Here is a 26,942-nt window from a genome sequence, read left to right as displayed (position 1 = left end):
ATGAGCACCAACTCCCGTCTGCGTACGTTCGGTTCCCGCGAGGTCGGCCCCGGCAAGCCCGTCTACATCTGCGGCGAGATCGGCATCAACCACAACGGTGAGCTGGAGAACGCCTTCAAGCTGATCGACGTGGCCGCCGCGGCCGGCTGCGACGCGGTCAAGTTCCAGAAGCGCACCCCGGAGATCTGCACCCCGCGCGACCAGTGGGACATCGAGCGCGACACCCCCTGGGGCCGGATGACCTACATCGACTACCGCCACCGCGTGGAGTTCGGCGAGGACGAGTACCGCCAGATCGACGAGTACTGCAAGGAGAAGGGGATCGACTGGTTCGCCTCCCCGTGGGACACCGAGGCCGTCGCCTTCCTGGAGAAGTTCGACGTCCCCGCCCACAAGGTGGCGAGCGCGTCCCTGACGGACGACGAGCTGCTGCGCGCGCTCCGCTCCACGGGCCGTTCGGTCATCCTCTCCACCGGCATGTCGACGCCGAAGCAGATCCGCCACGCGGTCGAGGTCCTCGGCAGCGAAAACATCCTGATGTGCCACGCCACGTCGACCTACCCCGCGAAGGCCGACGAGCTGAACCTCCGCGTGATCAACACGCTGGAGAAGGAGTACCCGAACGTCCCGATCGGCTACTCCGGCCACGAGACCGGCCTGCAGACGACGCTGGCGGCGGTCGCGCTGGGCGCGGTCTTCGTCGAGCGTCACATCACCCTCGACCGCGCCATGTGGGGCTCCGACCAGGCCGCGTCCGTGGAGCCGCAGGGCCTGGAGCGCCTGGTCCGCGACATCCGCGTGATCGAGGCGTCCCTGGGTGACGGCGTCAAGAAGGTCTACGACTCCGAGCTCGGCCCGATGAAGAAGCTGCGCCGCGTCGCCGGTGTCGTCGCCGAGGCGGAGATCGCGGCGGCGGCGGGCGAGCCGGTCTCGGTCTGAGCACCGGCCGCTTGAGCCCCTTGCGGATTCCCTTCGGATTCCTTCACGACGGGACGGTCGTACGCCGATGAGCCCCCGCGCCGGTCACGCCGGCCACCTTCCCCGCACGCTCGCCTTCGTGGAGAGCCCCGTCCAGCTGCTGAACGTGCTGGAGTGGGCGCATCTGCACGGACTGAGCGGCCCGGAGCAGCCGGATCCCCTGCCGTCCGTGCCCGCGCAGGTGCGGCGGACCGTGGCCGGCGGCCCGGCACGGACCGGCGCGGACCTCACGGTCGTCGTCCTGTCCCCGACCGACCCCATGACCCGGGGCCAGCTGCGCCGCATGGCGGACCTGGCCCGGGACGAGGGGTACCGGGTGCGCTGGGAGGAGGCGCGGGGCGGCCCGACCGCGCCCTTCTCGACGATCGGCGGCCTGGCGGGCCCCTTGAGAAGGGCGGAGCGGATCGTCATGGGAGACCCGTTCTCCCGGTATGTGCAGTTGCTGTTGACGATCACCCGGGCGAAGGACCTGGTCGTGGTCGACGACGGCACGGCGACGATGGAGTTCGTCGCCCAGCTGGCCCGGGGCGAGCGGCTGGTCCGCTGGCACCGCAAGGGCGGCCGCCCGGGTGCCCGCGACCTGCTGTTCGCCCCGGTGTCGTCCTCGGCTCGCCGCCGCCTGACTCCGAGCGCCCGCCGCAGGGTGGAGGTCTTCTCCTCGATGCCGGTCACCGAGACCCCGGACGGCGTCACGGTCACCGCGAACGACTTCTCCTGGACCCGGGCCCGCTTCGGTCCGCCGCGCATCACCAAGGGCTCGGACATGGTCGGAACCTCCCTGGTGGAAACGGGAGTCGTGGACCCGGTGGCCTACCTGGAGGCGGTCCGGCGGCTGGCCGAGGCCCACGGCGCGACCCGCTACTTCGCGCACCGCAGGGAGAGCGCGGACAAACTCCACCGCCTGGCCGCCGAGACCGGCCTGGAGATAGTCCGCCCGGACCTCCCGCTGGAGGTGATCGCCCGCCGGGGCCCCATCGGCCGTACGATCCTCAGCTTCCCGTCGACGGTCGTCCACACCCTGCCGCTGGCGCTGGTGGGCACGGGGGTGAGGGTCGCGGTGTGCGACATCGACCCGACCTGGCTGACCGAGACCGCGTCCCCCCGGGCCCAGGGTTTCCTGTCGGGGGTGACGGGCACGGCACGGGACGTACACCGGCTGGCGGCGGTCAGCCCGGCTTAGCCGCCGTCTTCCGCGCGCCTCTCACAGGTCCTCGCCGCGCCGGCCCGCCGCGGACGCGAAGCCCAGCCAGGTGTGCCGGTTGCCCGCCCAGCACCAGCCGACCTCGGGGGCGTCGCGGCGCTCGCGGCCGTCGCGCCCGGTGCCGTTGCTGATCCGGATCGCCGGGGAACGGGCGTCCAGGGCGCCGCCCGGTGAGCCCGGCTCAGCAGCCGCCTGCCCTCTTGTCGCCTCGGTCGAGGCCGGTGAGGAGGCAGAGCGGGGCGTCGGGCAGCGCGACCCTGTCGAGCGGGGCGAACCGGTCGACATCGGCCATGCCGGTGACGACGAAACCCGGCTTGCCCTCGCGGCGGAGCAGCGGGGCGAGCGCGGAGGCCGGGGCCCGGTCCGGGTGCACGGCGAGCGGGGCGCCGTCGCGGGCCGCGGAGCCCCCGGCGGCAGCGGCGAAGCCACGGAGCCCTTCGGCGGACACCCCGGTGCTCTCGTGCACCCCCGGCTCGATCAGCCGCTCGGCCTGTGCGCTCGGGGCCGGGAGCGAGGGAAGAACGCCGGAGGCGGCAGGCGTGGTCGCGGACGCCATCCTCCCGGGTACGGCGATTGTGGACGGGCCAGGGGCAGGCCTGGCGGAGGGCCCAGAGGTGGTCCAGTGGCCCAGAGGTGCCCCAGAGGCAGGCTCGGAACCAACGAGGCGGCCCGCCGGAAGGTTCCCGCTACGGCCCTCCGCGCCTGCGCGCCTCCGGCCCTCCGCGCCTCCGGCCCTCCGCGCCTGCGCGCCTCCGGCCCTCCGCGCCTCCGGCCCTCCGCGCCTGCGCGCCTCCGGCCCTCCGCGCCTCCGGCCCTCCGCGCCTCCGGCCCTCCGCGCCTCCGGCCCTCCGCGCCTCCGGCCCTCCGCACGCCAGCCCTCCGGGCCTGCGCGCCTCCGGGCTCTTGCGGCTCGTGCCTCCGGGTCTCCGCGCCTGCGGGTCTCCGGGCGCGGCGTGGGGTTACGGCTTGCGGACCAGTACGAACGCCCGTGCCCATTTCTCCTCGCCGGCCGGCTCCCGGCGGACCGTCGCCACCAGGTCCAGGCCGGCCTCCGCCAGCAGCGCAGTGATCTGGTCAGGGGTGCGCCAGTAGTAGTCGAGGTCGATCTCGTGGCCGAAGCGTTCCGGCAGGTGCATGTGGCCGGGCTCCTCGGTGGTCTGGAAGGCGAGGAGGGCGTGGCCGCCGGGCTGGAGGGTGCGGTGGAACTCGGCGAAGGCCGTCGGCAGGTGGGCGTCGGGGACGTGGATCGTCGAGTACAGGGCGAGGATGCCGCCCAGGGTGGCGTCCGGCAGGTCCAGGGACGTCATCGAGCCGATGTGGAAGCGCAGTTGGGGGTAGGTGTCGCGGGCCAGCGTCACCATGGCGGGGGAGAGATCGACGCCGAAGGCCGGGACGCCCAGCTCGTCGAGGAGCGCGGTGACGTGGCCGGGGCCGCTGCCCAGGTCGGCCACGGGGGCCGTGCCGTGCTCGGTGACCAGCTCGGCGAAGGCCGTGATCAGGGCGCGGTCGAGCGGGTGCCGGCCACCGGCCGGGAACTGGGCGGCGTAGTCCTTGGCGATCGCGTCGTAGGAGGTGCGGGTCGTCTGCAGGAAGGTCTCGGTCGCGTCCGTCACGGGTGCGCACCCTAGCCGGATGCGACGCGCGCTGTGGTCCGGTTCGTGGACATGGCGAGCGTGACTGTACCGAGGCGTGGTATCCGTGGAAGAAGGAAAGAAGGGTTTTACCCATCAGAGTCCGCCGCCATGCGTCCGCCGGTCAGATTTTCTTCCCCTAACGGGCTGAACTTTTGTTGATCGAGGGGTAGTTGACCAGCCGGGCGTCCTACCCTTCAGAGGGTGAAGCAATTGATGTCCCTAGAGTCCGAGGCCGGCCTCGCGGGGGATGTGCTCCCCGGCGTGCTGAGCGAAGCCCTGCACGCCGAACTCGTCGCCTTCCGTCGCGACTTGCACATGCACCCTGAGCTGGGCAATCAGGAGTTCCGTACGACCGCCGCGATCAAGGAGCGGCTGGAGCTGGCCGGGCTTCGGCCCCGGGTGCTCGCCAAGGGAACCGGACTCGTGTGTGACATCGGTGTGGCGGAGGGTGAGCGGCCGGCCCTACCGCTGCTGGCCCTGCGCGCGGACATCGACGCCCTGCCCATCCCGGACACGAAGAGCGACTGCCCGTACCGGTCGACCGTGCCCGATCGGGCGCATGCGTGCGGGCATGATGTGCACACGACCGTCGTGCTCGGGACCGGGCTCGTGCTGGCCGATCTGAGCGCCAAGGGCCTGCTGCCCCGGCCGGTGCGGCTGATCTTCCAGCCCGCCGAGGAGGTGCTGCCCGGCGGCGCGCTGGACGCCATCGAGGACGGGGTGCTCAAGGGGGTCGAGCGGATTCTCGCCGTGCACTGCGACCCCCGCGTCGACGCCGGGAAGATCGGGCTGCGGCACGGCGCCATCACCAGTGCGTGCGACCGGCTGGAGATCGCGCTCGACGGGCCCGGCGGGCACACCGCCCGACCGCACCTGACCACCGACCTGGTCACCGCCGCAGCCCGCGTCGCCACCGACGTGCCCGCGCTGATCGCCCGCCGTGTCGACACCCGGGCCGGGCTGGCCCTGACCTGGGGGCGGATCGAGTCGGGGCACGCGCCGAACGTGATCCCGCAGCACGCCGAGCTGTCCGGGACCGTGCGCTGCCTGGACCTGGAGGCCTGGCGGCAGGCCCCGGACATCGTGCACGCGGCCATCGACGAGGTCGCCACCATGCACCGCGCCAAGTCCGAGATCACCTACGTGCGCGGGGTCCCGCCCGTCGTCAACGACCGCGAGTCCACCGAGCTGCTGCGCCGGGCCATGGCCGCGCGCCGGGGCCGGGACTCCGTCGAGAGCACCGAGCAGAGCCTCGGCGGCGAGGACTTCTCCTGGTACCAGGAGCACGTCCCGGGTGCCATGGCCCGGCTCGGGGTCCGGCGGCCCGGTGAGCGCACCGTGCGCGATCTTCACCAGGGCGACTTCGACGCCGACGAGCACGCGATCACGGTCGGCGTGGAGATGTTCACGGCGGCGGCCTTCCTGGAGCCGAACGGCGTACAGGGCTGAGCCGGCGGCCCCGCGGCGGTGCCGCGGGGTCTTTCCCCTGGCCGGCGCAACACGGTCGTAAGCCATTCGTACACGCAGCGCAACAGCGCCGTGCGAGAGGTGGAGACCACGTGTTCAGACGCTGTTTGCCTCGAATCGATAACGGCTTCGAGAGGGGGTGTTTTGCGACATCTACGCGCGTTACGATGCCGCGAAGCCGACGCCGCCGGGGCGTTTCGGCTCGAGCACTGGCATGGTGCTCACATCAAGCGCCGACACGGCGCTCAGGTCAGGTGAAGGAGCCTCCCGTGCGCCGGGTAGCCAAGCTTTCCGCTGCGTGTGCCGCCACCGCAGCCCTCGCACTGACTGCCACCGCGTGTGGCAGCACGTCCTCCGACAACAACGCCTCGTCCTCCGCTTCCTCGGGCGGCGGCAAGGGCATCAAGATCGGCCTCGCCTACGACGTCGGCGGCCGTGGTGACCGTTCCTTCAACGACTCCGCCGCGCGCGGTGCCGACAAGGCCGAGAAGGAGTTCGGCGGTTCCATCAAGGAGCTGACCGCCAAGACCTCCGACACCGAGGCCGACCGCGAGCAGCGGCTGTCGGACCTGGCCCAGGCCGGCTACAACCCGGTCGTGGCGGTCGGCTTCTCCTACGCCAAGGCCGTGGAGACGATCTCCAAGCAGTACCCGAAGACCAGCTTCGGCATCGTCGACTCGGTCGTGAACGCGCCGAACGCCGACAGCATCACCTTCACCGAGGAGCAGGGCTCCTACCTCGCCGGTGTCGCCGCGGCACTGAAGAGCAAGGCGCACCACATCGGCTTCATCGGCGGCGTCGACGTCCCGCTGATCAAGAAGTTCGAGGCGGGTTACGTCCAGGGCGCCAAGGCCACCGACCCGAAGATCAAGGTCGACACCCAGTACCTGAGCCACGGCTCGGACTTCTCCGGCTTCGCCAGCCCCGACAAGGGCAAGGCGGCCGCGCAGGGCATGCTGGACAACGGCGCCGACGTGATCTACTCGGCGGCCGGCTCCTCCGGCAACGGTGCCATCGAGGCCGTCAGCGGCAAGAAGGGCACCTGGGCCATCGGCGTGGACTCGGACCAGTACAACATCCCGGGTCTGGCCAAGTACAAGAACTCGATCCTGACCTCGATGGTCAAGAACGTCGACGTCGGCGTGTACGACTTCATCAAGTCCGTCCACGACGGCAAGCCGCTGACCGGCCTCAACGCCTACTCCCTCGCCAAGAACGGCGTCTCGCTGGCCACCAGCGGCGGCTTCATCGCCGACATCCAGCCCAAGCTGGACGCCGCGAAGAAGGACATCGTCGACGGCAAGATCAAGGTCAAGACGACCCCGTGACCCGAGCGGTACGGCCGGTCCGCCGACCCGGCGGTCCGGCCGTACCGTGGGACTCAAGGCTCGGCGCGGGGGCGCCCACCGGAGCCCCCCGCCGAGCCATAACAATGTGTCAACTCTACGCGTGTAGCATGGAGTTGCCGCGCTAGCGTCGCCGACGCCCAAGCCCTCCCCTACGCAGCCCCTTTCCCCGAGGAGAGTGCGCCATCAACGCGTCCAGCCCTCCCGCTGCCGTCGAACTGCGCGGCATCACCAAGCGCTTCCCCGGCGTCGTCGCCAACCGCGACATCGACATCACGGTCCGCACGGGCACCGTCCATGCCCTGTGCGGTGAGAACGGCGCCGGCAAGTCCACCCTGATGAAGATCCTCTACGGCATGCAGCAGCCGGACGAGGGCACCATCACGGTCAATGGCGAACAGGTCACCTTCCACAACCCCGGCGACGCCATCGCCCGCGGCATCGGCATGGTGCACCAGCACTTCATGCTCGCCGACAACCTCACCGTGCTGGAGAACGTCGTCCTCGGCGCGGAGAAGCTGTACGGCATCGGGAACAAGGCCCGCACCAGGATCAAGGAGATCTCGGACGCGTACGGCCTGAACGTCCGCCCGGACGTGCTGGTGGAGGAGCTGGGCGTCGCCGACCGCCAGCGCGTGGAGATCCTCAAGGTCCTCTACCGCGGCGCCAGGACCCTGATCCTCGACGAGCCGACGGCCGTGCTCGTGCCGCAGGAGGTCGACGCGCTCTTCGACAACCTGCGCGAGCTGAAGTCCGAGGGCCTCACCGTCATCTTCATCTCCCACAAGCTGGGCGAGGTGCTGTCGGTCGCCGACGAGATCACCGTCATCCGGCGGGGCACGACGGTGGGCACGGTCTCTCCCGAGGGCACCACCCCCAAGCAGCTCGCCGAGCTGATGGTCGGCAGCGAGCTGCCCACCCCGGAGACCGAGGAGTCCACCGTCACGGACGTCCCGATGCTGAAGGTGGAGGGGCTGCACCTCGCGCAGACCGACCTCGAGGGCATCGAGCGGATCATCCTGGACCAGATCTCCTTCACCATCCACAAGGGCGAGGTCCTCGGCATCGCCGGTGTGGAGGGCAACGGCCAGTCCGAGCTGGTCGAAGCGATCATGGGCATGCGCCACCCGGACGCCGGTGTCGTCACCCTCGACGGCACCGACATCTCCCACACCCCGACCCGCGACCGCCGCGAGGCCGGCATCGGCTACATCCCCGAGGACCGCCACCGCCACGGCCTGCTGCTGGAAGCCCCGCTGTGGGAGAACCGCATCCTCGGCCACGTCACCGAGAAGCCCAACGCGCGCGGTCAGCTGCTCGACATCAAGGCCGCCCGCGCCGACACCGAGCGGATCGTGCAGGCGTACGACGTCCGCACCCCCGGCATCGACGTGACCGCGGCCTCGCTGTCCGGCGGCAACCAGCAGAAGCTGATCGTCGGCCGCGAGATGAGCCACGACCCCAAGCTGCTCATCGCCGCCCACCCCACCCGCGGCGTCGACGTCGGCGCGCAGGCCGCGATCTGGGACTACATCCGCGACGCCCGCCGCGAGGGCCTGGCCGTCCTGCTGATCTCCGCGGACCTGGACGAGCTCATCGGGCTCTCCGACACCCTGCGGGTGATGTACCGCGGCCGCCTGGTCGCCGACGCCGATCCCGCCACCATCACCCCCGAAGAGCTGGGCTCCGCCATGACGGGTGCGGCCACCGGCCACCTGGAGCACACAGAGGACGACGAGCGATGAACAAGCTGACCTCACGGATCGACAAGGAGCGGCTGCTCCTCGGCCTCGCCGCACCGGTGCTGGCGGTCGTCGCCGCGGTCGTCGTCACCGCCCTGGTGATCCTCGCGACCGGCAAGAACCCCGGCGCCGCGTTCAGCGACATGATGACCTACGGTTTCGCCAGCGACAGCCAGGTCTACATCCTGAACAAGGCGACGACGTACTACCTCGCGGGTGTCTCGGTCGCCATCGGCTTCCGGATGAACCTGTTCAACATCGGTGTCGACGGCCAGTACCGGCTTGCCGCGTTCTTCGCCGCCGTCCTCGGCGGGGCGCTGACCGTGCCCGGCTGGATCGCCATCCCGCTGATCCTCATCTGCGCCATGGCGACCGGCGCCCTGTGGGCGGCCATCGCGGGCATCCTCAAGGTCACGCGAGGCGTCAGCGAGGTCATCTCGACCATCATGCTGAACTCGATCGCCACCGCGATCATCGCCTATCTGCTGCAGCCCGGGAAGCTGGCCCAGCTGGAACAGGGCGGCACCGTCGTGTCCACCAAGCCGCTGCCGTCGTCCTCCTACTTCTTCAGCATCAACACCGGCCCGGCCGGTGAGCTGTGGGGCTTCATCTTCATCGCCGCGGCCGTCGGCGTGGCGTACTGGTTCGTCCTCGGCCGCACCCGGTTCGGCTTCGACCTGCGCACCGTCGGCCAGTCCGAGAGCGCGGCCTCCGCGAGCGGTGTGTCCGTGAAGAAGATGATCGTCACCAGCATGATCATCTCGGGTGCGGTGGCCGGTCTGATCGGCATGCCGACCCTGCTCAACGACTCCTACGCGTTCAGCAACGACTTCCCGGTCGGCATCGGCTTCACCGGCATCGCCATCGCCCTGCTCGGCCGCAACCACCCGATCGGCATCGCGCTCGGCGCCCTGCTCTGGGGCTTCCTGGAGCGCACCACCAACCACCTGGAGTTCCAGGGCTACGACAAGGAGATCCTCGGCGTCATCCAGGGCGTCATCGTCCTGTGCGTCGTGATCGCCTACGAGGTCGTGCGCCGCTACGGCCTCAAGCGCCAGCAGCAGAAGGTCGGCGCCGAACTCGCCGCGCAGGCCGCCGCTCCGACGAAGAAGCAGGAGGTGGCGTGATGACTGCCACGATGACCGACACGCCGCCGCCCGCGGCGCCCAAGGCGGCGGGCGCGCCGCAGCGCTCGGGCCGCTCCTTCGGCCAGATCCTCCTGCTCGTCGCGGGTGCGCTGGTGCTCCTGGCCGCGGTCCGCATGATCACCGGCTCGCAGCAGCTCGACTCCGCGGGCCAGGTCAGTGCCGCGCTCGGGCTCGCCGTGCCGATCGGCCTCGCCGGCCTCGCCGGTCTGTGGTCCGAGCGGTCCGGTGTGGTCAACATCGGCCTCGAAGGCATGATGATCCTCGGCACCTTCGGCGCCGGCTGGGTCGGCTGGCAGTCCAGCCCCTGGCTCGGCCTGCTGTGCGGCATCGGCTTCGGCGTCCTCGGCGGCCTGCTGCACGCCGTCGCCACCGTCACCTTCGGCGTCGACCACATCGTCTCCGGTGTCGCGATCAACCTGCTCGCGCTGGGCGCCACCCAGTACCTCGCCAAGCTGTTCTTCGCGGGCGGCGCGGCGGCGAACGCGGGCGGCAACCCCAAGCAGTCCCCGCCCGTGGACTCGCTGCCGCAGGTCACCGTGCCCGGCCTCTCCGACGGTCTGCAGTCCCTGGAGAACCACCACTGGTTCCTGATCTCCGACCTCGCCGGCATCCTCGGCGGTCTGATCACCAACCTGTCCGTGATCACGATCCTGGCCGCGGTGCTGTTCGTCGGCAGCTGGTGGCTGCTGTGGCGCACCCCGTTCGGCCTGCGGCTGCGCTCCTGCGGCGAGAACCCGACCGCCGCCGAGTCGCTCGGCGTCAACGTCTACAAGTACAAGTACGCGGCCGTGGCCGTATCCGGCGGACTCGCCGGCCTCGGCGGCGCCTTCCTCGCGCTGGTCACCTCGCACACCTACCTCGAGGGCCAGACCGGCGGCCGCGGCTACATCGGCCTCGCGGCGATGATCTTCGGCAACTGGCGTCCGGGCGGCCTCGCGATGGGCGCGGGCCTGTTCGGCTACTCCGACGCCCTCCAGCTGCGCAACGGCGGTCCGACCGTCCACGCGCTGCTGCTCCTGCTGGTCATCCTGCTGGTCGCCCTGGCCGGCTGGAAGCTGTACCGCACCTCGCTGTGGCAGGGCGCGATCAGCCTGATCGTGGCTGCCCTCGTCCTGGTGTGGTACCTGGTCACCGACGAGGTCCCGAGCGACTTCGTGGGCGCCACGCCGTACGTCGTCACCCTGCTGGTGCTGTCCCTGTCGGCGCAGCGCCTGCGGATGCCGAAGGCGGACGGCATGCGCTACCGGAAGGGTCAGGGCAAGTGACACAGGAAGCCGCCGGATTCGACTGGGAGGCGCTGCGGGAGGTGGCGCGGGAGGCGATGACCCACGCGTACGCCCCCTACTCCGGCTTCCCGGTCGGCGTGGCGGCCCGGGTCGACGACGGCCGCACGGTCACCGGCTGCAACGTGGAGAACGCCTCCTACGGGCTCGGCCTGTGCGCCGAGTGCGGCCTGGTCTCCGACCTGCAGCGCACGGGCGGCGGCCGCCTGACGCACTTCACCTGCGTCGACGGCACCGGCGGCCTGCTGGTCCCCTGCGGCCGCTGCCGCCAGCTGCTGTACGAGTTCGGCGGCCCGGAGCTCCTCCTGGACACCCCCGCGGGCGTCCTGAAGCTGTCCGAGATGCTGCCCCAGGCCTTCGGCCCGGACCATCTCACCAAGTAATGCCGTACGGCCCCCCTGCCCCGCTCGCAGGGGGGCCGCACACTTCGCACCTCCCGGAAGGAACCACACCCGCCATGGCCATGGACGCCATCTCCGTGATCCGCACCAAGCGGGACCGCGGCGAGCTGACCGACGAGCAGATCGACTGGGTCATCGACGCGTACACCCGCGGCGAGGTCGCCGACGAGCAGATGTCCGCGCTCGCCATGGCGATCCTGCTGAACGGCATGAACCGCCGCGAGATCGCCCGCTGGACGGCGGCCATGATCGCCTCCGGCGAGCGCATGGACTTCTCGGCCCTGTCCCGCCCGACGGCCGACAAGCACTCGACCGGCGGCGTCGGCGACAAGATCACGCTCCCGCTGGCCCCCCTCGTCGCGGCCTGCGGTGCCGCGGTCCCGCAGCTCTCGGGCCGGGGCCTCGGCCACACGGGCGGCACGCTGGACAAGCTGGAGTCGATCCCGGGCTGGCGCGCGCTGCTCTCGAACGAGGAGATGCTGTCCGTGCTGGAGGGGACCGGCGCGGTGATCTGCGCGGCGGGCGACGGCCTGGCCCCGGCGGACAAGAAGCTGTACGCGCTGCGTGACGTGACGGGCACGGTGGAGGCGATCCCGCTCATCGCCTCCTCGATCATGTCGAAGAAGATCGCCGAGGGCACGGGCTCCCTGGTCCTGGACGTGAAGGTCGGCAGCGGCGCCTTCATGAAGACGCTGGACGACGCCCGCGAACTGGCGACCACGATGGTGGGCCTGGGCACCGACCACGGCGTGAAGACGGTGGCCCTGCTGACCGACATGTCGACCCCGCTGGGCCTGACGGCCGGCAACGCGCTCGAGGTCCGCGAGTCGGTGGAGGTGCTGGCGGGCGGCGGCCCGGCGGACGTGGTGGAACTGACGCTGGCCCTGGCGCGCGAGATGCTGGAGGCGGCCGGGGTCAAGGACGCCGACCCGGCGAAGGCCCTGGCCGACGGCTCGGCGATGGACGTCTGGCGCCGCATGATCGCGGCCCAGGGCGGCGACCCGGAGGCCGTGCTGCCCACGTCGAAGGAACAGCACGTGATCAAGGCGCCGTCCTCCGGTGTCCTGACCCGCCTGGACGCCTACGGCATCGGTATCGCCGCCTGGCGTCTGGGCGCCGGCCGCGCCCGCAAGGAGGACCCGGTGCAGGCGGCGGCGGGCGTCGAGATGCACGCCAAGCCGGGCGACACGGTGACGGAGGGCCAGCCCCTGCTGACCCTGCACACGGACACCCCCGAGCGCTTCGAGTACGCGCTGCAGGCGGTGCAGGGCTCGTACGACATCGCGGCACCGGGCACGGACTTCACGGCATCGCCGGTGGTGCTGGAACGTATCGCCTGACCAGGGGATATCGTTCGGGTGAACGGGGCCGGTGGACCACCACCGGCCCCGTTCGGCATGCTGAGATCGGTGACGCACCGATAGGAGACCGCCATGAGCGCACTCACCGTTGACCACTCGACGGCCAGCGGCCACGAGTGGGACGACGTCGTCCGGATCTGGCAGGAGACGGACGCGCCAGAGGGCTGCAAGGTGGAGATCATCGAGGGGATCGTCACCGTGGCACCACCGCCGTCCAACGCCCACAACGACATTGCCGACCTGGTACAGCGCGAGCTGTACCAGGTCATCCCCAGGGATTGGGGCATCTACCAGACGTTGGGCACGGCCGTGCCATCCCGCGGCGGGCTCTATATGCCCGACCTTGCGGTGGCACCGAGGGAGGTACTGCGCGCGGAGAAGCGCAACTACATCCCGGCGGCTGCGGCTGAGTTGGTCGTCGAGATCACTTCGAAGTCGAACGCCAGCAACGACCGCATCAAGAAGGCCGCCGGATACGCTCAGGCGGGCGTTCCGCTCTACCTTCTCATCGACAACTGGGCGCCCGGGGGCCCAACCATCACGTTGTACGGTGAGCCGCACGGTGACGTCTATCGCGTTCTGCGTGCCGGCAAGTTCGGCGATGAGTTCCTGCTTCCGGAGCCGTTCAGCCTGAAGCTCGACACCAGCGAATTCCCCGTCGGCTGACCCGGCCTCACCCCAATACCGCCGCCACCCCCACCAACACCGGCACCACGGTCGACAGCAGGATCGACTCGCGGGCCAGGCCCTCGGCCACGCGATAGCGGCCGGCGTAGGTGAAGAGGTTCTGCGCGGCGGGGAGGGCCGAGGTGACCACCACGTCCAGCAGCGCGGCACCGTGCAGGTCGAAGACCGCCGTCGCCAGCGCCCACGCCACCAGCGGCTGGCCCACGGACTTCAACGCCACGGACAGCAGGACCAGTTGGCGGTCCCGTCCCCGGCCCGGGGCCGAACTGCCGTGCAGTGACATGCCGAAGGCCAGCAGTGCCGCCGGGACGGACATGCCGCCGATCAGGCTGAGGGGGTGCATGAGGGGGCCCGGGACGTGCACGCCCGCCGCCGACACCACCACACCCGTCAGCGAGCCCACCGCGATCGGATTCCGCAGCGGCGTCAGCAGGCGCCGCCACACCGTGCCCTTCTCGCCCATGCCGGACAGGTCCAGGACCGTCAGCGCGACCGGCGTCACCAGCACCACCTGGAAGAGCAGCACCGGCGCCACCAGGGAGGCGTCGCCCAGGACGTACGCCGCGATCGGGATACCGAGGTTGCCCGAGTTGACGTAACCGGAGCACAGGGCACCGATCGTCGTACGGCCCACGCCCCAGCGTCGTACGGCACCGACCGCCACGAACACCCCGGCGACCACCGCCGTGCTCAGCGCCGTCACCAGCAGCCGTGCCGAGAAGAGCACCGCCAGGTCCGCGCGCGCGAGGGTCGTGAACAGGAGCGCGGGGCCCGCCACCGTGAAGGCCAGCCGGGTCAGCACCTCGCCGCCCTGCGCCCCGAGCGTCCCGCGCCGCCCGAGCACATAGCCCACCCCGATGACGACCGCGATCACCGCGAACCCGCTCAGCACCCCCGTCACACGGCCAACCCTCCGAGGAGCAGAGGGAATCGGTCAATGTGATCTGTGCCGATGATGATCCGTACCGATGAGTTCCGCCCGGACCGCCGGTCTACCGCACGTGGACGTCGAGGAACCCGCCGTGCTCGTGCTGCCCGGCCCCGTCACCCGGGACGAGGTGGCGGGGCTGTGCGCCCAGGTGCAGTCGCTGCTGGCGGGCGAGGGCGCCCGCGTCGTCGTGTGCGACGTGGGCGGGCTCGGGCCGCCGGGCCTGGCCGCCGTGGACCTGCTGGCGCGGCTGGAGCTGGCCGCCCGCCGGGCCGGCGGGCGGATCCGGCTGCGGGACCCCGATCCGGCGCTACCCGCCCTGCTCGACCTCGTCGGGCTCCGCTTCCAGGTGGAGGGGCAGACCGAAGAGCGGGAACCAGCGCTTGGTGTCGAGGAAACAGTGGAAACCGGTGATCCGGCCCCCTGACAGCTCCAGCACCTGCACGGCCCAGGGAGCAAAACCGCCCTTCTCCTCGTCCGGCTTGTAGTGCGCGAACCCCGGCAGGCCGTTGACCTGTACCGGCAGCAGCCGCGAGCCGGCGCAGGAGGCACCGAGCGTCGACATGAAACCGGTGATGTCGGCATGGCCGCGCAGCCACAGGTCGAACGGCGGCATCGTCATGACGGCGTCCTCGTGCAGCAGCGCCGTCAGCGCCGTCATGTCGTAGCCCTGGAAGGCCTTGACATAGCGCTCCAGGAGTTTTTGCTGCTCCTCGTCGAGAGGATCGGACACCGCGCCCTCGGGGCTCGCGTCCGCGCGCTCGGCGAGCGTGGCCCGTGCCCGCTGCAGCGCGCTGTTGACCGAGGCGACCGAGGTGTCCAGCAGCTCGGCGACCTCGCTCGCCTTCCAGGCCAGCACCTCGCGCAGGATCAGCACCGCCCGCTGCTTGGGCGGCAGCTGCTGCAGGGCCGCCATGAAGGCCAGCCGGATCGACTCCTTGGCGACGGCGGCCTCCGCCGGGTCGTCGACCGTGGGCAGCACGCGCGCGTCCGGCATCGGCTCCAGCCAGGTGTGGTCGGGGCGCGGGGAGAGCGCGGCCTGCGCGAGCGGTGTCGAGTCCGTCAGGTCCATCGGCCTCGCCCGCTTGTTGCCCGCCGTCAGCATGTCCAGGCACACGTTCGTCGCGATCCGGTACAGCCACGAGCGCAGGCTGGAGCGGCCCTCGAACTTCTCATGGCTCCGCCAGGCCCGCACCAGGGTGTCCTGCACCGCGTCCTCGGCCTCGAAGGAGGAGCCGAGCATGCGGTAGCAGTAGCCGGTCAGTTCGGTCCGGTGCTTCTCCAGTGCGACGTCGAGGTCCGCCGTCGCCGTGCTGTCACCCATCGTCCACCCACCCCTGTGGCCGTTCCCTGCGGCGCTTCCTTGCGCCCCAGCACTTGGAAGCTACCGCAGGGCACTGACAATGGCGCCCGGAGTCGGGAAACGCGCAGGTGAGGGTGGTGCGCCGCAGAACTCGGGTGGTGCTGTTCGCGGGCGGCCGAGGGTCCGTCGTGGTTGCTCGCGCCCACGCGGCGGAGCCGCTTGTCGGACACAGCCTCGCGCCCCTTCAGGGTGCTCCTCAGTGCGCGTTGGCCACGGCCGGGCGCCGCGCCGCCACCCGGGCCGCGCGGGTGCCGAGCACCGTGATCGTCACGACGCCGACGACCGCCAGCAGACCGACCCCCACCGTGCCGCCCCAGCCGTCCGCGTGGAACGCGATCGCGCCGACCGTGCTCCCGACGCTGGAGCCGATGTAGTACATGGACTGGTACAGGGCCGAGGCCTGGGCGCGACCCCGCGTGGCCGTCTTGCTGACCGCCGAGGAGGCGACCGCGTGGCCCGCGAAGAAACCCGCCGTGATCAGCACCAGGCCCAGCAGGACCAGCGGCAGCGAGGGGACCAGCGAGAGCAGCAGGCCCGCCGCCGTCGTACCGCCGGCCAGGTACAGCGCGCCCCGGCGGCCGAGCCGGCCCACCAGGCGGCCCGCCGTGGACGCCGAGGCCGTACCCACCAGGTAGACCAGGAAGATCGAGCCGATGATGCCCTGCGGCAGCCCGAACGGCGCGCCCGTCAACCGGTAGCCGATCACCGTGTACACGCCGCCGAACACCGTCATGAACAGCGCGCCGATCGCGTACAGCCTCCGCAGCAGCGGGTTCGCGAGGTGCTCGCGGACCGTGCCGAGCAGCACCCGGGGCCGCAGCGAGCCGGCCGTGAAGTGCCGCGGCGCCGGCAGCAGCAGCCGGAAGGCGAGCGCGCACCCGACGGCGACCACGCCGATCACGCCGACGGCCACCCGCCAGCCCCACTCCTGGGCCACCCAGCCGGTGATCACCCGGCCGCTCATGCCGCCCACGCTGTTGCCCGCGACGAACAGCCCGATCGCCGTGACCAGCGCCTTGGGCCGGACCTCCTCGGCCAGATAGGCCTGTGCCGAGGCCGGCAGACCGGCCAGCGCCGCGCCCTGCACCGCCCGCAGCACCACCAGCACGCCGAGCGACGGCGCGAACGGCACCAGCAGTCCCACGGTCACGGCGACGGCCAGCGAGGCCGTCATCACCGTACGGCGGCCGAAGCGCTCGGACAGGGCGCTCATCGGCAGCACGAACAGGGCCAGCCCGCCGGTCGCGGCCGCCACGGTCCAGCTCGCCTCGCTCGCCGCGACCCCGAACTCGCCGGAGATCAGCGGCAGCAGGGCCTGCGTGGAGTACAGGAGGGCGAAGGTCGCCACACCGGCGAGGAAGAGGGCGAGGCTCATCCGGCGGTAGCCGGGCCCGCCCGGGGTCATACGGGAGTCGGCGGCGGAGGTGTCGGAGACGGGGACGGTCGTTGCGGCGCCCACGGTGGTGGACGCCCCGGTACTGGCGGGAGACATGCCTCGACCGTATGGACAACCCGTCTCATCCGTCCAATGCATGGAATCGCCATAATCGTTCCCATGCCGCATCAGCAGAGCTCACAGCCTCGCCTGTCACCGAACAGTGACACAGAAGACATGTCCGGGATGTCGAGGGTGCTGGCGCCCCGCCTCGCGTACTTCGCCGGCGTGGCCCGCACCGAGCACGTCACCCGCGCCGCCCACGAGATGAACGTCCCCCAGTCCACCCTCTCCCGCGCGATGGCCCGCCTGGAGCAGGACCTGGGCGTCGACCTGTTCGCCCGGCACGGCCGCACGGTCTCCCTCACCCCGGCCGGCCGCACCTTCCTCACCTCGGTCGAACGCGCCCTCGCCGAGATCGAGCGGGCCGCCGAGGAGGTGCGCGCCGACGCCGACCCGTCCACCGGCAAGGTCGCCTTCGGCTTCCTGCACACCATGGGCGCCGAGACGGTCCCCGGCCTCCTGCACGCCTTCCGCGAGGATCATCCGCGTGTGCGCTTCAGCCTGGTCCAGAACTACGGCGAGGCCATGCTGGAACGCCTGCGCGCCGGCGAACTGGACCTCTGTCTCACCTCACCCGTCCCCGACGCCCCCGACCTGGTCGCCCGCCGCCTGGACGAGCAGAAACTCCGCCTCGTCGTCCCCGCCGACCACCGCCTGGCCACCCGCCGCCGCATCCGCCTCGCCGAGGCGTCCGAGGAAACCTTCGTCACCCTGGAACCCGGCTACGGCCTGCGCCGCATCTTCGACTCGTTGTGCCAGGAGGCCGGCTTCCGTCCGAGGGTCGCTTTCGAGGGAGAGGAGGCGGAGACGCTGAGGGGCCTGGTGGCGGCGGGCCTGGGAGTCGCCCTGCTCCCGCCGCCGACGGTCCCGAGACCGGGGGTCGTGGAACTGACGGTCACGGCCCCGAGAGCGGTGCGGGAGATCGGCGTGGCGTGGCCGGCGGACCGCCCGGACACACCCCCGGTGGCCGCGTTCAAGAAGTTCCTGCTTTCAAGAAGGGGCAACTTGCTGCCCACCTGAGCGCTAGCGCTTCAACGACTTGCCGAACCCCGCAGCCAACGGCATCCGGAGCCCGATGGGAGGCGGGGCCGCAAGCGCATCCTCGACAGGGCGGGACAAGGAGTGTCCGAACAACGCGCCCCTCATGAAATCAATGGCCAGACAGGCGACTTCATCCCGATGCCCCTGCAACCGGTGCCCGTCGGAATGGACTTCGAACCGGCACACCTCCCGATTCACCTTCTTCGCCCGTGCCGCGAACCGGAACGACAGCTCGGGATCGGTCCGCTCGTCATTCGTGCCGTGCACGATCAGCACCCGCCGCCCCACCAGCTGCTTCACCGGCTCGGCAGGCGCGGCCACGTCGTCCTCGGGCAGCCAAGGGGCAAGCGCCACAACGGAGTTGACCGCCTCGTGCCCGCCCGCCCGCAGTGCCGCCCGTCCGCCCATGTCCACCCCGACCAGGCACACGGGAACGTCCCCGTACCGCCGTACGACCTCGTCGGCGGCCCACTCGGCGTCCGCGGCCAGCTGCGCCTCGCTGCCGTTCCAGCCCCGGCACCGGTAGTGGACGGTGTGGACGGCCAGCCCCTCCTCCCGGCCCGCGCGAGCGAGCCGTCGGCCCAGCGAGCGCAGCGCGAGCGTCGCCCGGACGGGGGACGGCCTGCGGGCGGAGACCTCCTCTCCGCCGGGGAGCAACAGCACCGCTCCGCTCACCGCCGTCGGCACCGGACCGACCGCCTTTCCCAGCCCGGCCGTTCGGACCGGTGTCGCTTGCTGTCCCATGACAGAACAGTGTCAGAAGGGGCGGTGTACGAAACCCGTACGCGCGGTCACCGTTGCGTATCGACGGAAAACCGCCCCCGCGGAGCTGTCGCGTTCACCAGCATCTCTACGCGCGTAGGCGTTACAGTGCGGAAATGACGAGCCAGACTGCACCAAGTGGGGCCGTTCCGACGCCGGACCAGATCCGCCGGGCACCCAAGGTTCTGCTGCACGATCATCTCGACGGCGGGCTCCGCCCCGGAACCGTCGTCGAACTGGCCCGGGAGAGCGGTTACTCGGAGCTGCCCGAGACCGATCCGGACAAGCTGGGCATCTGGTTCCGCGAGGCCGCCGACTCCGGCTCGCTGGAACGGTATCTGGAGACCTTCAGGCACACCGTCGGCGTGATGCAGACGCGGGAGGCGCTCGTCCGGGTCGCCCGCGAGTGCGCCGAGGACCTCGCCGAGGACGGGGTCGTCTACGCCGAGGTGCGGTACGCCCCCGAACAGCACCTTGAAAAGGGGCTCACCCTCGAAGAGGTCGTCGAGGCCGTCAACGAGGGGTTCCGGCAGGGCGAGCGGCTCGCCCGGGAGGACGGCCGCCGCATCCGGGTGGGCGCCCTGCTGACCGCCATGCGGCACGCCGCCCGCTCCCTGGAGATCGCCGAACTCGCCAACCGCTACCGGGACTTCGGAGTCGTCGGCTTCGACATCGCGGGCGCCGAGGCGGGCTACCCGCCCACCCGGCACCTGGACGCCTTCGAGTACCTCAAGCGGGAGAACAACCACTTCACCATCCACGCCGGCGAGGCCTTCGGGCTGCCGTCCATCTGGCAGGCCCTGCAGTGGTGCGGCGCCGACCGGCTCGGGCACGGGGTGCGGATCATCGACGACATCGAGGTCCACGAGGACGGCTCCGTCACCCTGGGCCGGCTGGCGTCGTACGTCCGCGACAAGCGGATCCCGCTGGAGCTGTGCCCCAGCTCCAACCTGCAGACCGGGGCGGCGCCCTCCTACGCCGAGCACCCGATCGGGCTGCTGCGCCGGCTGCACTTCCGGGCCACCGTGAACACCGACAACCGGCTGATGTCGCACACCAGTATGAGCCAGGAATTCGAGCATCTCGTCGAGGCGTTCGGTTACACGCTCGACGATCTCGGGTGGTTTTCGGTCAATGCAATGAAGTCGGCCTTCATTCCTTTCGATGAACGACTCGGCATGATCAATGACGTCATCAAGCCCGGATATGCGGAACTGAAATCCGAATGGCTGTTCCGGCAGACGGCCTCCACCAGCGGGTCTGCCGGTTCGGAAGGATAGCGGCGGCTCGGCGCGGCGGGTGGGTTGTGAAAGGCGGTTCACAACCCGTCCGCATTTCGGTGTTTGCGGCGGGTGATCGGGCGTGTTTACGGTCAAGGACCGTTCATCGTTTTTGTTCTCCGTCCCCTATTGCAAGGACGCATTCACCATGAAGCACTCTGCCGTCAGGACTCTCGGTGTCGCCGCCCTCGGTGCCGCTTTCGCCGCCGTCGGCGCGGGGGCGGCCAACGCGGCGGCCCCGGCCGTCCCGGACGCGGCCCCGGCGCTCGGCACCGTCGCCGGCGCGCTGCCGGCCGGGGACACCGGCATGAACCAGCCGGCCGCCGCCGACGCCCTCAGCCGGGGGCAGGACGCCCTGGGCGCGGGGATGGCCGCCACGCAGCCGGCCGTCGAGAACGCGCTGCACGGCGGGCCGACCGGGCCGCTCCACAGCCGCATCGGCGGACTGCCCGTGCAGGGCGCGCCCGTGCACGGCCTGCCGGTGAACGGACTCTCCCTCGGGTGACACCGGCTGCCGTACCACGCCGTCGGGGCGCCCCGGTCAGTCCGGGGCGCCCCGACGGCGTCCCGCGTGCGGTGGTCGGGGCAGCCGGGTGGTCACCAGGCGGTACGCGGCTTGTCCTCGGCCGGCAGCAGGATCCACAGCGCTATGTAGAGCAGGAACTGGGGGCCGGGCAGCAGGCAGGACAGCAGGAAGATCACCCGCATCGTCGTCGCCGAGGTGCCGAAGCGCCGCGCCAGGGCTGCGCACACTCCGCCGATCATGCGGCCGTGGGTGGGGCGGGCGAGGGTGGTCGTGTCGGCTCCTCCGTGTCGTCGGTCCCTGTCGCCGGCTGTCTTCGTCAGCGGCTTCATCAGCTTTCTTCAGCTGTTCTCAGCCGGCTTCCAAGCTGTCTTCGACGATACGGAGACGAAGTGGACGAAGCGTCACTCTACGGAGCTATTCCGACCCTGGGAATCGTCGGGGTACGCCCCTGAGACGGCTCCTCCTGGACGGTGACGGCCCCGGCTCCGGCGCGGTCGTCCAGCTGCCACCGCCGTACCCGGGCCCGGCCCGCCGGTACGAGCACCAGGTGGGCCAGCGCGACGCCGGCCGTGTTCAGCAGCAGCGAGTCGACGTCCACGACCCGGCCGGGGACGCCGGTCTGCAGCAGGGCGATGCCGAGGGAGACGAGGGCGCCGGCCGCGGTCGTACGGATCAGGGAGGACACCGGGGAGACGGTGAGCCTGCCGTGCGCCATCGGCAGCAGCACGCCGAGCGGGGCGAGCAGGGCCAGGCCCTCGCCGATGGGTCTGGCGGCCGCCGGCCAGCCCAGGGCCAGATCGGCCCGGATGCCGGCGAGGGGGTGCAGATTGGGGGGTGCCACCCAGGGGACGTCCAGGGGTCGCAGCATCAGCCAGGCGACGAGGGCGAGATGGGCGACGAGGAGGACACCTCCTGTCACCCGGATACGGATCGCGGCGCTGTCGCCGCCGATGGAGCCTTGACGCTGCACGACACCCAAGACGCAGCGGGGGTGCCGATCGGTTCCGCCCCGCAACTCTTCGGTTGCCCTGTGCTGTGGAAGCGGTTGCGCCTCGCCGTGCTGCGGAAGCCGGGGCGCTGCCGCCCCCGCGACGCCATCGGGGCGCTGCCGCTCACCGCCCCAGGACCTCGCTCGACGGTGGCTCCGCGGTGCCCGGGCGGTCGCGGACGTCGGCGGTGCAGTCGTAGCGGCGCAGCGGTCCGCCCGCCGGGCCGCCGAGGGTGACCGAGCCGTCGCCCTCGGTCGCCGCCGAGTCGGAGAGGGTGCACACCAGCTGGGCCAGGGCGTAGGAGGTGAGCTGGGACGGCGCCGTGCTCAGGCGGAGCGCGTCCTCGGGGTCGCCGCGGCCGGGCCCGCGCACGGTGAGCCCGCCCGGCACGTACGTCGTGTAGCCCGCGGAGCGCTCCGCGGCGGACGGGGACGCGGCGAGCTGGTCCAGAAGTCCCTGGGCCACGATCACGCGGCGCCGCGCGTCCGGGGTGCCCTCGGGGACCCGTACCGACCGGTCGACGGCCACCAGGGACGCCCCGCAGAGCAGGAAGACCTGCACGGGCACGCCCCGCGCGGACTGTGTGGCCAGGTCCGGCCCGGCCAGCGAGCACGGAACCCGGGACGGCGCCGCCCCGAAGTCGGTCGGCACCTGGGTGGCCCGGATACCGCAGCCGGAGACCAGCAGGCCGAGGAGGGGCAGCGCCAGCAGGCGTCGCACGGTCAGGCGTCGTACGGACATCACCCCTCCTCTCCTGAACTTCCTGGACTTCCCGGGCTTCCGGAGTTCCCGGAAGCGTCCTTGTCGCTCTTCCCGCCCTCGCCGGTCTCCTCCGTCAGCCGGGAGGCGTCCCGCGGCAGCCGCAGGGTGAACACCGCGCCCCCGTCGGGCGAGTTGGCGGCGGTGATCCCGCCGCCGTGGATGTGGGCGTTCTCCATGGCGATGGACAGGCCCAGCCCGCTGCCCTCGGAGCGCGGCCGGGAGGCGCTCGCCTTGTAGAAGCGGTCGAAGACGTGGGGGAGCACGTCCTCGGGGATGCCCGGTCCGTGGTCACGCACCGCGATGACCAGGTCTTCGCCGTCTATGCGGACCGACACCCGTACCGGCGACCCGCCGTGTTTGAGCGCGTTGCCGATCAGGTTGGCGAGTATGACGTCCAGGCGGCGCGGGTCGAGGCGGGCGTGGATGCCGCGCTCGGCGTCCAGCTCGACCGCGTCCAGCCAGGCCCGGGCGTCGATGCAGGCGGTGATCTGGTCGGCGATGTCGACGTCGTCCAGGACCAGCCGGGCGGTGCCCGCGTCGAAGCGGGTGACCTCCATCAGGTTCTCGACCAGGTCGTTCAGGCGCCGGGTCTCGCTGACCACCAGCCGGACCGCGGGCTCGATCATCGGATCCATGGATCCGGACTCGGCCTCCAGCTCCTCCTCCAGCACCTCCGTCACGGCGGTGATGGCGGTCAGCGGGGTCCGCAGCTCGTGCGACATGTCCGCCACGAAGCGGCGGGACGCCTCGTCCCGCGCGGCCATCTCCGCGACCCGCTTCTCCAGCGCCTCGGCGGCGTTGTTGAACGTCCGGGACAGGTCGGCGAGTTCGTCGGTACCCGACACCCGCAGCCGCGTGTCCAGCCTGCCCTCGCCGAGCCGCCGGGCGGCGATCCCGAGCCGCTGCACGGGCTTCAGTACGGTCGAGGCGGCGGCCTGGGCGAGCAGCGCCGCGCCGATCAGCGCGAGCCCGGTGGCGATGCCGAGCGACCAGGCCAGCGAGTTGAGGTCCTTCGCCTCCGGCTCCAGCGACTTGGCCATGTAGCCCGTGGGCCCGCCGCCGATCACGCGCGAACCGGCCACCAGATACGGCGTGCCGTGGTCCACGACCCGCTGCCAGTACAGGTGGTACGGCTCCTTGTTGGCGTCGGTGACCTTCTGCTGCTTGTTCACGGCGGCGCGCAGCGACTTCGGCACGTCCTCCAGCGAGAAGCCGTTGATGCCGCCGGAGTTGCCGTACACCGTCTTTCCGGCCGCGTCCTGGGCGACCAGCAGCACACTGAAGTGCTGGCTGCTCGCAGCCATCTGGCCCGCCGCGCGCTGGAGTTGGTCCTGTGTGGGGTGGGCCGGCAGCGCGCCCGCGCGGTTCTGCATCTCCTGCCGGAAGTCGCGCAGCACCGCGTCCTGGGCCCGGGTGAGCACCGCTTCCCGGTTGAGCCAGTAGGCGATGCCGGACGCCGAGACGGCGGCCGTCAGCGCCACCAGCGCGAAGACGACGACCAGGCGCAGCCTGAGGCTGGTGAACCTGAGCCGTGACAGATTTCCCCTGCGCCCCGCGGCCCAGCCGCGCAGCCCCCCTTGCGTGTCGGTCACTGAGGCGTGTCCAGGCGGTAGCCGACACCACGGACGGTACGGATCAGCGTCGGGGACGAGGGCACGTCCTCGACCTTCGCGCGCAGCCGCTGCACACAGGCGTCCACGAGCCGCGAGTCACCGAGGTAGTCGTGCTCCCACACCAGCCGCAGCAGCTGCTGCCGGGACAGCGCCTGACCGGGCCGCCGGCTCAGCTCCAGCAGCAGCCTGAGCTCGGTCGGGGTCAGCTGCAGGTCCTCGCCGTTCTTCGTCACGGTCATCGCCGACCGGTCGATGACGAGGTTGCCGAACGTCGCCGAGTCGCTGGACTCGCGTTCCCCGCGCCGCAGTACGGCGCGGATCCGGGCGTCCAGCACCCGGCCCTGCACCGGCTTGACCACATAGTCGTCGGCGCCGGACTCCAGCCCGACCACCACGTCGATGTCGTCACTGCGCGCGGTCAGCAGGATGATCGGCAGCTGGTCGGTGCGCCGGATGCGACGGCACACCTCGAAGCCGTCGATGCCGGGCAGCATCACGTCCAGCACGATCAGGTCGGGCCGCTGCTCGCGCAGCAGCTTCAGACCGTCCTCACCGCTGGCAGCGGTCGCCACCCGGTGTCCCTGGCGCGTCAGGGAGAGCTCCAGGGCCGTACGGATGGCGTCGTCGTCCTCGATCAGCAACAGGGAAGGCACGCGCTCATTCTGGCCCATGGACGGGCCGTCGTACGACCCGCCGACACCGGGCCTTTCCCACCGCCACCATCTGTGCACTTCCTGTGACGGCCCTGGGCCCGACCCCTGTGACAGGTCTGTGACAGTCGGCGGACACGGCGATGAAGTCGCCCCGGCAGTCTTTTGGGCACGGGCCGGACGGGGGAACCGAGAGCCGGCCCGGCAAGACCGAACCACCGGAAGTCCACCAGGGGGAGCGCGAGATGAACACGCTGCACAGCATCAGCACCAGCGCCGTAGTCACGCGTCTGCACGATGTGAACCGGGGGTCCGAGAAGTCCGGTGCCGTGAGCGGGCGGGGGTGCGCTCGCGGCACCGGGCGCCAGCACGCGGCCTACATGACGGTGGTCGACGCGCACACGGGGGACACGCACGGGGGATCCGCGTACAGGGAGGACTCGGGGGAGCAGCGCCGCTCCCTGACGGAGGCGGAGTTCACCGCCTACGTCCAGGAGCGCCGCGCCTCCCTGTACGCCACCGCCTACCACCTCACCGGCGACCGCTTCGAGGCCGAGGACCTGCTGCAGAGCGCGCTGTTCTCGACGTACAAGGCCTGGGACCGGATCAGCGACAAGGCCGCGGTCGGCGGTTACCTCCGCCGTACCATGACCAACCTGCACATCAGCGCCTGGCGGCGCCGCAAGCTCAACGAGTACCCGACCGAGGAACTGCCGGAGACGCCCTCCGACACGGACGCGATGCGCGGCACCGAGCTGCGCGCGGTCCTGTGGCAGGCGCTGGCCCGGCTGCCCGAGCTCCAGCGCACCATGCTGGTCCTGCGCTACTACGAGGGCCGTACGGACCCGGAGATCGCGGAGATCCTCGGCATCAGTGTCGGCACGGTGAAGTCCAGCATCTGGCGCTCGCTGCGCCGGCTGCGCGAGGACGAGGTCCTCAGCTTCGGCCGTGACGAGGAGAACGCCTTCGGCGAGCTGGTCGCCTGAAGGTCCGGGGTCACTGGGGGGTGACCCGCGGGGGGACACGGGGGAAACGGGGGAGCACGAGAAGCGGGACTGGAGGGCCGGGGGGCCTGTCCAGTCCCGTTTCGCGTTCCGCCGTCCGGCGTTCTCGTTTCCGTACGGCGGTTACGCCACCGTCTGCCGACGCGCCTGCCGCCCCGCCGCCGCTGCCGCGAGCCGCCCCAGCGCCTCGTCGCGGTCGCAGGGATGCGCACCCAGCGACACCTGGCGGGCGACGATCGAGCGTTCCGCGCGCATGAGCCGCCAGCCGCGGCGCAGCAGGAACGGCACCGACTTGCGGCCCTCCTTCAGATCCCGCAGGAACCGCCGGCGGAACGTGGTGACCGGCCCGCGGCTCAGGCACAGCGCGTCCGCGAGCAGGCCCCGTTCCCGGCAGCGCTCGACGATCTCCGCGGCGAAGATGCCCTCCGCGATGAACAGCGGGGTACGGCCGATGCGGAGTGTCTCCTCGCCGGTGCGGGCGCTCAGCGCGATGTCGTACACCGGAACCGGCGTCGAGCCGGTGGCACACAGCCGGGCGATGGCCTCGACGGCGACATCCGCGTCCCACGACTCCGGATGGTCCCAGTCGATGTCCGAACTCCCCTCCACCAAGGGCAGAGTCGGGTCGTCGCCCTCCTTGTAGAAGTCGTCCAGGCGCAGGACGGGGAGCCCGGAACGGGCGGCGACGAGGGACTTGCCCGAACCCGAGGGGCCGCACAGCAGCACGACGCGGGCGGGGGACGGGGGATGAATGCTCACGGAACACCAGTTTGACGCATGGCGGCCCGCCTGCCGACCCCGCGGGTCGGCTTTTGAGCGTGACTCCCGCCTCAACTACCCTTCGTGTCGACCGTTTCACCCTGAGTATCAGAAGGTGACCCCGCATGACACGACACACGCCTCCCCGCCACCACACCGCGCGGCGCGCCCTGATCGTCCTCGCGACCGCCTCGGCGGCGCTGGGTGCGGGCGTGGCGACGGCATCCGCGGACGTCGCCCGTGTCCCGGACGTGCCCTGGCGGCCTGCCTCGTTCGGGGCGATGACCCCGCAGGCGGGCGCCGAGGTGCCGGGGCTGACCGACTACGCCGCCATCCCCGTCCAGGCGCTCCGGTACACCCCGCTCGCCCACACCCGTGTCGCGCCGGGCGACGACGGCGACCTCGGCGGCCTGACCGGCCCGGTCGCCCGCATGGGCCCGATCGGCGTCGCCCCGGCGGCGGAGGGCCTCAGCGGCGTACTGGGCGGCCTGACCGGAGCCGAGGGCTGACCACGGGTGA

Annotated in this window: 27 protein-coding genes and 1 pseudogene; 16 read left to right on the top strand and 12 right to left on the bottom strand. The window is 71.4% G+C overall.

What is annotated here, in order from left to right:
• Positions 1–939, top strand: coding sequence for an N-acetylneuraminate synthase family protein (locus FB563_RS09670; RefSeq protein ID WP_055708496.1), 939 nt, complete (start codon positions 1–3; stop codon positions 937–939).
• 67 nt (positions 940–1,006) lie between these two features.
• The gene (locus tag FB563_RS09665) at positions 1,007–2,158 is read left to right on the top strand and encodes a hypothetical protein (RefSeq protein ID WP_055708497.1); all 1,152 of its coding nucleotides are present in this window, start codon (positions 1,007–1,009) and stop codon (positions 2,156–2,158) included.
• A gap of 21 nt (positions 2,159–2,179) precedes the next feature.
• Here the strand turns inward: FB563_RS09665 and FB563_RS09660 are convergent.
• Both FB563_RS09660 and FB563_RS09655 read right to left on the bottom strand, forming a co-directional pair.
• Positions 2,180–2,735 (bottom strand): annotated as a pseudogene (locus FB563_RS09660) (DUF5701 family protein).
• A 403-nt stretch (positions 2,736–3,138) separates the two neighbouring features.
• Positions 3,139–3,792 (bottom strand): class I SAM-dependent DNA methyltransferase, encoded by a 654-nt coding sequence (locus tag FB563_RS09655; RefSeq protein WP_055708498.1) that lies wholly within the window; start codon positions 3,790–3,792, stop codon positions 3,139–3,141.
• A gap of 234 nt (positions 3,793–4,026) precedes the next feature.
• Here FB563_RS09655 and FB563_RS09650 point away from each other — a divergent pair, with 234 nt between their 5' ends.
• The 8 genes from FB563_RS09650 to FB563_RS09615 all read left to right on the top strand — a co-directional run bounded on the left by FB563_RS09650 (position 4,027) and on the right by FB563_RS09615 (position 13,227).
• Entirely contained in the window at positions 4,027–5,262 is a 1,236-nt protein-coding gene (locus FB563_RS09650) for an amidohydrolase (RefSeq protein WP_199832928.1), read from the top strand.
• A gap of 287 nt (positions 5,263–5,549) precedes the next feature.
• The gene (locus FB563_RS09645; RefSeq protein ID WP_055708499.1) at positions 5,550–6,608 is read left to right on the top strand and encodes a BMP family lipoprotein; all 1,059 of its coding nucleotides are present in this window, start codon (positions 5,550–5,552) and stop codon (positions 6,606–6,608) included.
• 236 nt (positions 6,609–6,844) lie between these two features.
• A complete protein-coding gene (locus FB563_RS09640) occupies positions 6,845–8,371 on the top strand; it encodes an ABC transporter ATP-binding protein (protein WP_107100734.1) in 1,527 nt (508 codons plus the stop codon).
• A complete protein-coding gene (locus tag FB563_RS09635; RefSeq protein ID WP_055708501.1) occupies positions 8,368–9,495 on the top strand; it encodes an ABC transporter permease in 1,128 nt (375 codons plus the stop codon). The genes FB563_RS09640 and FB563_RS09635 overlap by 4 nt, the downstream gene beginning before the upstream one ends.
• Positions 9,495–10,781: an ABC transporter permease gene (locus FB563_RS09630; RefSeq protein ID WP_055708502.1), complete on the top strand. Its 1,287-nt coding sequence runs from the start codon at positions 9,495–9,497 to the stop codon at positions 10,779–10,781. Before FB563_RS09635 ends, FB563_RS09630 begins: the two co-directional genes overlap by 1 nt.
• The gene (locus FB563_RS09625) at positions 10,778–11,182 is read left to right on the top strand and encodes a cytidine deaminase (RefSeq protein WP_055708503.1); all 405 of its coding nucleotides are present in this window, start codon (positions 10,778–10,780) and stop codon (positions 11,180–11,182) included. The genes FB563_RS09630 and FB563_RS09625 overlap by 4 nt, the downstream gene beginning before the upstream one ends.
• An 80-nt stretch (positions 11,183–11,262) precedes the next feature.
• Positions 11,263–12,540, top strand: a complete 1,278-nt coding sequence (locus FB563_RS09620) for a thymidine phosphorylase (RefSeq protein WP_199832929.1) — start codon at positions 11,263–11,265, stop codon at positions 12,538–12,540.
• A 93-nt stretch (positions 12,541–12,633) separates the two neighbouring features.
• A complete protein-coding gene (locus FB563_RS09615; protein ID WP_055708505.1) occupies positions 12,634–13,227 on the top strand; it encodes a Uma2 family endonuclease in 594 nt (197 codons plus the stop codon).
• Between the two features lie 7 nt (positions 13,228–13,234).
• On the opposite strand, the gene FB563_RS09610 is transcribed toward FB563_RS09615, so the two are convergent.
• Entirely contained in the window at positions 13,235–14,149 is a 915-nt protein-coding gene (locus tag FB563_RS09610; RefSeq protein ID WP_055708506.1) for an AEC family transporter, read from the bottom strand.
• A gap of 67 nt (positions 14,150–14,216) precedes the next feature.
• Between FB563_RS09610 and FB563_RS09605 the strand changes: the two genes are divergently transcribed.
• Positions 14,217–14,603 carry an STAS domain-containing protein gene (locus FB563_RS09605; protein ID WP_142218591.1) on the top strand — a complete coding sequence of 129 codons (387 nt, stop codon included), beginning with the start codon at positions 14,217–14,219 and terminating at the stop codon, positions 14,601–14,603.
• Here the strand turns inward: FB563_RS09605 and FB563_RS09600 are convergent.
• Together FB563_RS09600 and FB563_RS09595 are read right to left on the bottom strand one after the other, a co-directional pair.
• Complete coding sequence (locus FB563_RS09600; RefSeq protein ID WP_055708507.1) at positions 14,487–15,500, bottom strand: sigma-70 family RNA polymerase sigma factor; 1,014 nt, start codon at positions 15,498–15,500, stop codon at positions 14,487–14,489. The genes FB563_RS09605 and FB563_RS09600 overlap by 117 nt on opposite strands.
• A gap of 235 nt (positions 15,501–15,735) precedes the next feature.
• The gene (locus tag FB563_RS09595; RefSeq protein ID WP_055708508.1) at positions 15,736–17,031 is read right to left on the bottom strand and encodes an MFS transporter; all 1,296 of its coding nucleotides are present in this window, start codon (positions 17,029–17,031) and stop codon (positions 15,736–15,738) included.
• Between the two features lie 63 nt (positions 17,032–17,094).
• Here FB563_RS09595 and FB563_RS09590 point away from each other — a divergent pair, with 63 nt between their 5' ends.
• Positions 17,095–18,057, top strand: coding sequence for a LysR family transcriptional regulator (locus tag FB563_RS09590; RefSeq protein WP_055708509.1), 963 nt, complete (start codon positions 17,095–17,097; stop codon positions 18,055–18,057).
• Positions 18,058–18,060: 3 nt separating this feature from the next.
• On the opposite strand, the gene FB563_RS09585 is transcribed toward FB563_RS09590, so the two are convergent.
• Positions 18,061–18,822, bottom strand: a complete 762-nt coding sequence (locus tag FB563_RS09585) for an alpha/beta fold hydrolase (RefSeq protein WP_055708510.1) — start codon at positions 18,820–18,822, stop codon at positions 18,061–18,063.
• Positions 18,823–18,956: 134 nt separating this feature from the next.
• Between FB563_RS09585 and FB563_RS09580 the strand changes: the two genes are divergently transcribed.
• Both FB563_RS09580 and FB563_RS09575 read left to right on the top strand, forming a co-directional pair.
• A complete protein-coding gene (locus tag FB563_RS09580; RefSeq protein WP_055708511.1) occupies positions 18,957–20,120 on the top strand; it encodes an adenosine deaminase in 1,164 nt (387 codons plus the stop codon).
• Positions 20,121–20,268: 148 nt separating this feature from the next.
• Entirely contained in the window at positions 20,269–20,625 is a 357-nt protein-coding gene (locus FB563_RS09575; protein WP_055708512.1) for a hypothetical protein, read from the top strand.
• A gap of 92 nt (positions 20,626–20,717) precedes the next feature.
• Here the strand turns inward: FB563_RS09575 and FB563_RS09570 are convergent, their stop codons facing one another.
• The 5 genes from FB563_RS09570 to afsQ1 all read right to left on the bottom strand — a co-directional run bounded on the left by FB563_RS09570 (position 20,718) and on the right by afsQ1 (position 24,663).
• On the bottom strand, positions 20,718–20,975 hold the full coding sequence (locus tag FB563_RS09570) for a PspC domain-containing protein (protein ID WP_055704974.1): 258 nt from the start codon (positions 20,973–20,975) through the stop codon (positions 20,718–20,720).
• A 77-nt stretch (positions 20,976–21,052) separates the two neighbouring features.
• Positions 21,053–21,616: a VanZ family protein gene (locus FB563_RS09565; protein WP_055704975.1), complete on the bottom strand. Its 564-nt coding sequence runs from the start codon at positions 21,614–21,616 to the stop codon at positions 21,053–21,055.
• Positions 21,617–21,758: 142 nt separating this feature from the next.
• Positions 21,759–22,376, bottom strand: a complete 618-nt coding sequence (locus tag FB563_RS09560; RefSeq protein ID WP_234357629.1) for a hypothetical protein — start codon at positions 22,374–22,376, stop codon at positions 21,759–21,761.
• Positions 22,376–23,989, bottom strand: coding sequence for a sensor histidine kinase (locus tag FB563_RS09555; RefSeq protein ID WP_167528478.1), 1,614 nt, complete (start codon positions 23,987–23,989; stop codon positions 22,376–22,378). Before FB563_RS09555 ends, FB563_RS09560 begins: the two co-directional genes overlap by 1 nt.
• Positions 23,986–24,663: a two-component system response regulator AfsQ1 gene (afsQ1, locus tag FB563_RS09550; protein ID WP_067041772.1), complete on the bottom strand. Its 678-nt coding sequence runs from the start codon at positions 24,661–24,663 to the stop codon at positions 23,986–23,988. The genes FB563_RS09555 and afsQ1 overlap by 4 nt, the downstream gene beginning before the upstream one ends.
• A gap of 242 nt (positions 24,664–24,905) precedes the next feature.
• Between afsQ1 and FB563_RS09545 the strand changes: the two genes are divergently transcribed.
• Complete coding sequence (locus FB563_RS09545) at positions 24,906–25,646, top strand: SigE family RNA polymerase sigma factor (protein ID WP_142218590.1); 741 nt, start codon at positions 24,906–24,908, stop codon at positions 25,644–25,646.
• Positions 25,647–25,787: 141 nt separating this feature from the next.
• Here FB563_RS09545 and FB563_RS09540 read toward each other — a convergent pair whose 3' ends face one another.
• The gene (locus FB563_RS09540) at positions 25,788–26,423 is read right to left on the bottom strand and encodes a uridine kinase family protein (RefSeq protein WP_234358064.1); all 636 of its coding nucleotides are present in this window, start codon (positions 26,421–26,423) and stop codon (positions 25,788–25,790) included.
• A 125-nt stretch (positions 26,424–26,548) separates the two neighbouring features.
• On the opposite strand from FB563_RS09540, the gene FB563_RS09535 reads away from it, so the two are divergent.
• Positions 26,549–26,932: a hypothetical protein gene (locus FB563_RS09535; RefSeq protein ID WP_055710042.1), complete on the top strand. Its 384-nt coding sequence runs from the start codon at positions 26,549–26,551 to the stop codon at positions 26,930–26,932.
• Positions 26,933–26,942: the final 10 nt, after the last annotated feature.

The organism is Streptomyces puniciscabiei (assembly GCF_006715785.1).
GTDB lineage: Bacteria > Actinomycetota > Actinomycetes > Streptomycetales > Streptomycetaceae > Streptomyces > Streptomyces puniciscabiei.
This window is presented reverse-complemented; position numbering and strand designations above follow the sequence as displayed.